At 69.4% G+C, this 4,229-nt stretch carries 4 protein-coding genes; all 4 read right to left on the bottom strand.

Annotated features, from left to right (window positions below; all coding sequences use genetic code 11):
* Positions 1 to 202: 202 nt before the first annotated feature.
* Genes F0185_RS33915 through F0185_RS33900 form a run of 4 tightly spaced genes read right to left on the bottom strand, consistent with a single transcriptional unit; the run spans position 203 to position 4,113 of the window.
* Entirely contained in the window at positions 203 to 700 is a 498-nt protein-coding gene (locus tag F0185_RS33915) for a DUF805 domain-containing protein (RefSeq protein ID WP_167233078.1), read from the bottom strand.
* 18 nt (positions 701 to 718) lie between these two features.
* A complete protein-coding gene (locus F0185_RS33910; RefSeq protein ID WP_167233076.1) occupies positions 719 to 1,399 on the bottom strand; it encodes a DUF805 domain-containing protein in 681 nt (226 codons plus the stop codon).
* 42 nt (positions 1,400 to 1,441) lie between these two features.
* Positions 1,442 to 1,933: a DUF805 domain-containing protein gene (locus tag F0185_RS33905; RefSeq protein ID WP_167233074.1), complete on the bottom strand. Its 492-nt coding sequence runs from the start codon at positions 1,931 to 1,933 to the stop codon at positions 1,442 to 1,444.
* Positions 1,921 to 4,113, bottom strand: a complete 2,193-nt coding sequence (locus F0185_RS33900) for a hypothetical protein (protein WP_167233072.1) — start codon at positions 4,111 to 4,113, stop codon at positions 1,921 to 1,923. The genes F0185_RS33905 and F0185_RS33900 overlap by 13 nt, the downstream gene beginning before the upstream one ends.
* Positions 4,114 to 4,229: the final 116 nt, after the last annotated feature.

The following is a 4,229-nucleotide window of genomic DNA, read 5'->3' as shown; positions in this document are numbered from 1 at the left end:
CGCAGTTTCGCTCCACGCTTCCTTTCCACACTCGGTCACCCTCATGCAGTTGCGCTTCACTTCGCTCACTGTGGTCAGCTCGCGGCGGGACTTTCACCCACAAGAGTGCGCCCATGCTGGGCGCACATGACAAAGGGTCGGGGCGCCGATGCGATGTGGTGAACATTGCGCCTGCCCGGCCCGCGCCGCCCCCCGGCCCGCCTCACCCGACATCGAACTGCGCCACAATCGCTGTCACCCCCAGCAGGAGCATGCTCCACACCCCTGCCGCCACCAAGGTCGTGTTCTCGGACGGTGGCGGCCCGTAGCGGTTGCCACCCGCGTCCCCGGCCCGGTACAGCAGATAGCCAAGCGCCAGCAGATTGACCGGCGGCAGCAGCATGAGCAAGGCCCACCATCCCGGCCGTGCCAGATCGTGCAGGCGCCGCCGCGTCATCGCCAGCGCAATCGCCAGCGCGGCCAGCGCGCCCGCAAGCGCGAGTAGCTGCGCCACCGCGCGCCGCTCGACCAGCCCGAGCGGCCCGACCAGATACGCGACCAGCATCAGCAACAAAACTCCCGGCAAAAAGCCATACACCAAATAGCGCAAACGGCCGATCCGCCCATCCAGGCTGAACGGCGTCGGCGTGTAGCTGGCGCGCGGGTCGCGCGCCGGATTCAGATCCGATGCCGGTGCTGCGTAAGGATTAGGATTATCCAATGGTGTCGCTCCCCTCCATCACCGGGCCGGCGTCGAACCGGCCTTTTCCGGCGCCGCGGGCGCCTGTTCGCCGTCGACGCTGGCGTCGTCCGACGCAGCGGCGTCCTCGTCAACGTCGTTCCCGGCGGCGGCCGCCTTTGCCGCCGCCTCAGCCTTGTGCTCTTTCATAAATTCATCGGTCTTGAAGCGAACCATATCGGCCATCCACTTTTCCTGGAGGTCCTGGTAACCCGGCAAGACCGCGACGATGGCGATCGGAATCAAGAAGGCGGCAATCACCAGCGCCCGCGTGGTCGGCGCCGGCGGCACGCCGTACTGGTTGGCATCCGGATCGCCGCGCCCGAACACCATCCACAAACCAAACAACAGATTCGCCACGGGGACCAGATGCAGCAGTCCCAGCCAGCCCGACTTGCCCAGGTCATGCAGGCGGCGGCGCGTGACGACCAGCGTCACCGCCGTCGACGGAATCCAGACCAGCATGGCGAACATGCTGAGCATCGGCCCGTAGGCCGGGATCAGCCAGGTCAGCAGCGCGCTCATGGCGGCCACGGTCAGCACGGTGATGATCATTTCGTACACCAGATAGCGCACCCGGCCGATGCGGCCATCCTTTTGAAACATGCGCGGCAGGTAGGTGTCGCCTTGATAGGCGGTGGCCGTCATGTTGGCGGATGGCGCGGCGTACAGATTGGTCATTGGCAAATCCAGATAGAAATCATGCACATCAAAATGGCAATATCATACTGGCAATTTGAAGGTCGCGAGAATATACAAGACCAGCACAATCACCGGCGGCAACGCGTAGGCCAGCCACGCCGCCTGGGTGAACGCCGATACGTTCGAGGTGGGCGCCGGGCCGCGCGCGTTGGCGTCGGGATTGCCGGGGGCGCACAGCAGATACAGCACGAACAGCACGTTGATTCCCGGCACCCCGAGCAGCAGGACCCACCGGCGCGCGCGATCGAGGTCGTCGAGGCGGCGCGCAGCCACAATGAGCAGGTGCGACAGCAACGCCAGCAGCACCAACCCCAGCATGACAGCAAACGGTAACGACCCGGCAAGCATAAATAGCGGCGCAGTCAACAACAGCGTCGCGCACGTGGGAAAGACCGAATACATCAGGTAGCGCCCGCGCCCGATTCTTCCGTGCAAGCCGAACACCGAGGCCGTGTAGGCCGCGCCCGGCGCGCTACCGGCCGGCGCCGCATATGGATTACTCAGCTCAGGCACAGGCTGTGCGCCAGGCCGGAGGCGCAATCGATGTCGAGCAGGCGCCCGGCCCGGTCGAACACCAGCAGGCGCCCGTCGTGAAAACTGAAGCGCGCGCCATCGTCCTGCGCCAACTCGACGCGGGCGCGCACCTTGCCATCGGCCCGGGTGACGATCTGGCAGCGGATCGCCTCTCCCACCGCCACCACCAGCACCAGCCACTTGCCGTCGATGATCACGGTGAGCGGCGTGTTCGACTCCAGCGCCACCGTCACCGGCGTCGGCTTGCCATGCTGGGCGACCAGCAGTTCATTATTCATCCAGTCGGCGCTCACCAGATACGGCGCCTCGCCCGCCGCGCCCGGCAAGATCGACATGCCCTCTTGCAAGATGATGTCGTTCCACCAGTCGCGCTGGCGCAGATGGCGGCCCGGCTGCTCGTACGACCACTGCTCGATGCCGTCGTCCACCTTCAACAGCAGCGTGAGCGCGCCGGCCCGGTCGGCATAGTAGACAATCGGTCCCGGCAAGTCCGCCACCTGCCAGACGATGCTCTGCTGCGGCGCGCTCGTGTCGAGCACCGCCAGGCGCCGCTCCAGCGCCACGTTCCAGGACACACCGTCGTAATTGGGCGACCAGTGCGTCAGTTCCAGCGTCAGCCAGTCCGACACGGCGCCGCTGATCAGGTCCAGGCGGCTGACCCGGTATGTGCGCTCGCGCCCCATCAGCGCCAGCGCGCGTTTGCCGTTGTGCGAGATCACCAGGTGCGCGGCCGGCACCGGATAATGGGCCAGCTGCACGCCGTCGCGCCCGATCCGCACCACCCCGCTCTCGCCCAGCGCCAGCAGATAATCGCCGTCCGGCAGCGCGCGCGCATCGTGGATCGGCATCAGGCCGCGTTCATCAAGGCTCACCACCAGCGGCTCGCTGCGCCCGCTGAGCGGCATGCCCGGAGCCGCTTGCGCATCCCTGGTCGAAAACAGCGGCAGGTCGGCGCGCAGCGCCTCGTTGGCGGCCAGGTCGGTCAGTTGCATCAGCACCGTTTTGTCGAGCCGGCTCAAGCCTTCCATCCGTTCCGGCAGCACCTTGCGCAGCAGCGCGCCCGCCACCCGGCGCGTGGCGTCCGAAGCCGGCAGGGCGCCGACCAGCGCCACCGCCAGGCGCGCGCGCCGCTGCACGCCTTCCTCGCCGGGCGCCGCCAGCAGCGCCTCGATCGCCACCGCGCTCGAGCGCAGGGTGCCCGGCATCAGCGCCAGCTTGCGCGCCAGCGCCTGCATGCCAAGCGTGCCGCCGCTGCGTTCGGCCTGCACCAGCCAGCCCAGCGCCAGCGCATGATGCTCGGGCAAGGGCCAGATGACATCGATCGCCGCCATCAGGTCGCCGCGCGCGGCCAGGTACTCGGCCCAGGCGCGCCGCAGCGGCGCCGCGTGCTCGCTGTCGCGGCTCTCGAGCAGGCGCACGGCGGCGTCGAAATCGTTGTGCAGGCGCGCGACGCGCACCGCGCGCTCGATATCCCCGGCCAGGAGCCACAGCCGCACCGCCACCGCCGGCGCCAGTTCCACCGTGCCGGCCAGTTGCGCCGCCTGCAGATAGCGTTCCTTCTTTTCGAGATAGGTGACCGCTTCCAGCGGACACTGCAACAGCTCGGCCAGCACGTACACGGCTTCGTCGATCCGCCCTTCGCGGTCGAGCCGCTCGAAACTGCGCCGGTAGGCTGCGCGCAGCTGCGTCACCAGGTCTTCCGCGAAGTTGATCGACGGCGCGGAGGGACTCGGGCCGCTCACGGTCAAGCTGGTGCGCGGACGCGGCCTGCCCAGGGCCGGTCGCGACGCCCCGCCGCCGAGCGCATCGATCGGCACCGCGTGGCGCAGCGCTTCGGCCAGGTCGCCCTTGTCGAACAGGTCGAACAGTTGCTGGAGATAGGTGGCCTGGCGCCAGCCCAGCACTTTCGACACCCGGGTCAGCGACGCCAGGCGCGCCATCAGCGCCGACAGGCGGCGCGTCCACGGACCTGGCCCGGCGCGCTTGCCTTGCGCCGCGTCGCCGTCCTGCCCCGCCCCCTTGGCCGCCCCCTTGCCTGTGCCCTTCCCTGTCCCCGTTCCCGCGCCATACGCCGGAACGTGCCCTGCGCCTTGCCCCGCACCCGCCGCGCCGCCGGCGCCCAGGCCGCGCGCCAGCAGGCCAAGCACGCCGAGCGCCACGCCGGCCGCCAGCGCGGCGGCGGGGGGGCCGCGCGGCGGCCCCGCCCGGGGGGCCCCCCCCCCCCCCCCCCCCCGCGCGGGCGCGCCCGGGGCGGCGCCCCGCCCGCGGGGGCCCC

The organism is Massilia rubra, from assembly GCF_011682065.1.
Taxonomy (GTDB): Bacteria; Pseudomonadota; Gammaproteobacteria; order Burkholderiales; family Burkholderiaceae_D; genus Telluria_A; species Telluria_A rubra.
The sequence above is the reverse complement of the archived record's forward strand: the minus strand, read 5'-3'. Positions and strand labels throughout refer to the sequence as shown.

What these genes read in the sequence shown, in the direction of transcription:
- F0185_RS33910 (WP_167233076.1), bottom strand. Translation starts at nt 1,399, where the DNA reads ATGACCAATCTGTACGCCGCGCCATCCGCCAACATGACGGCCACCGCC.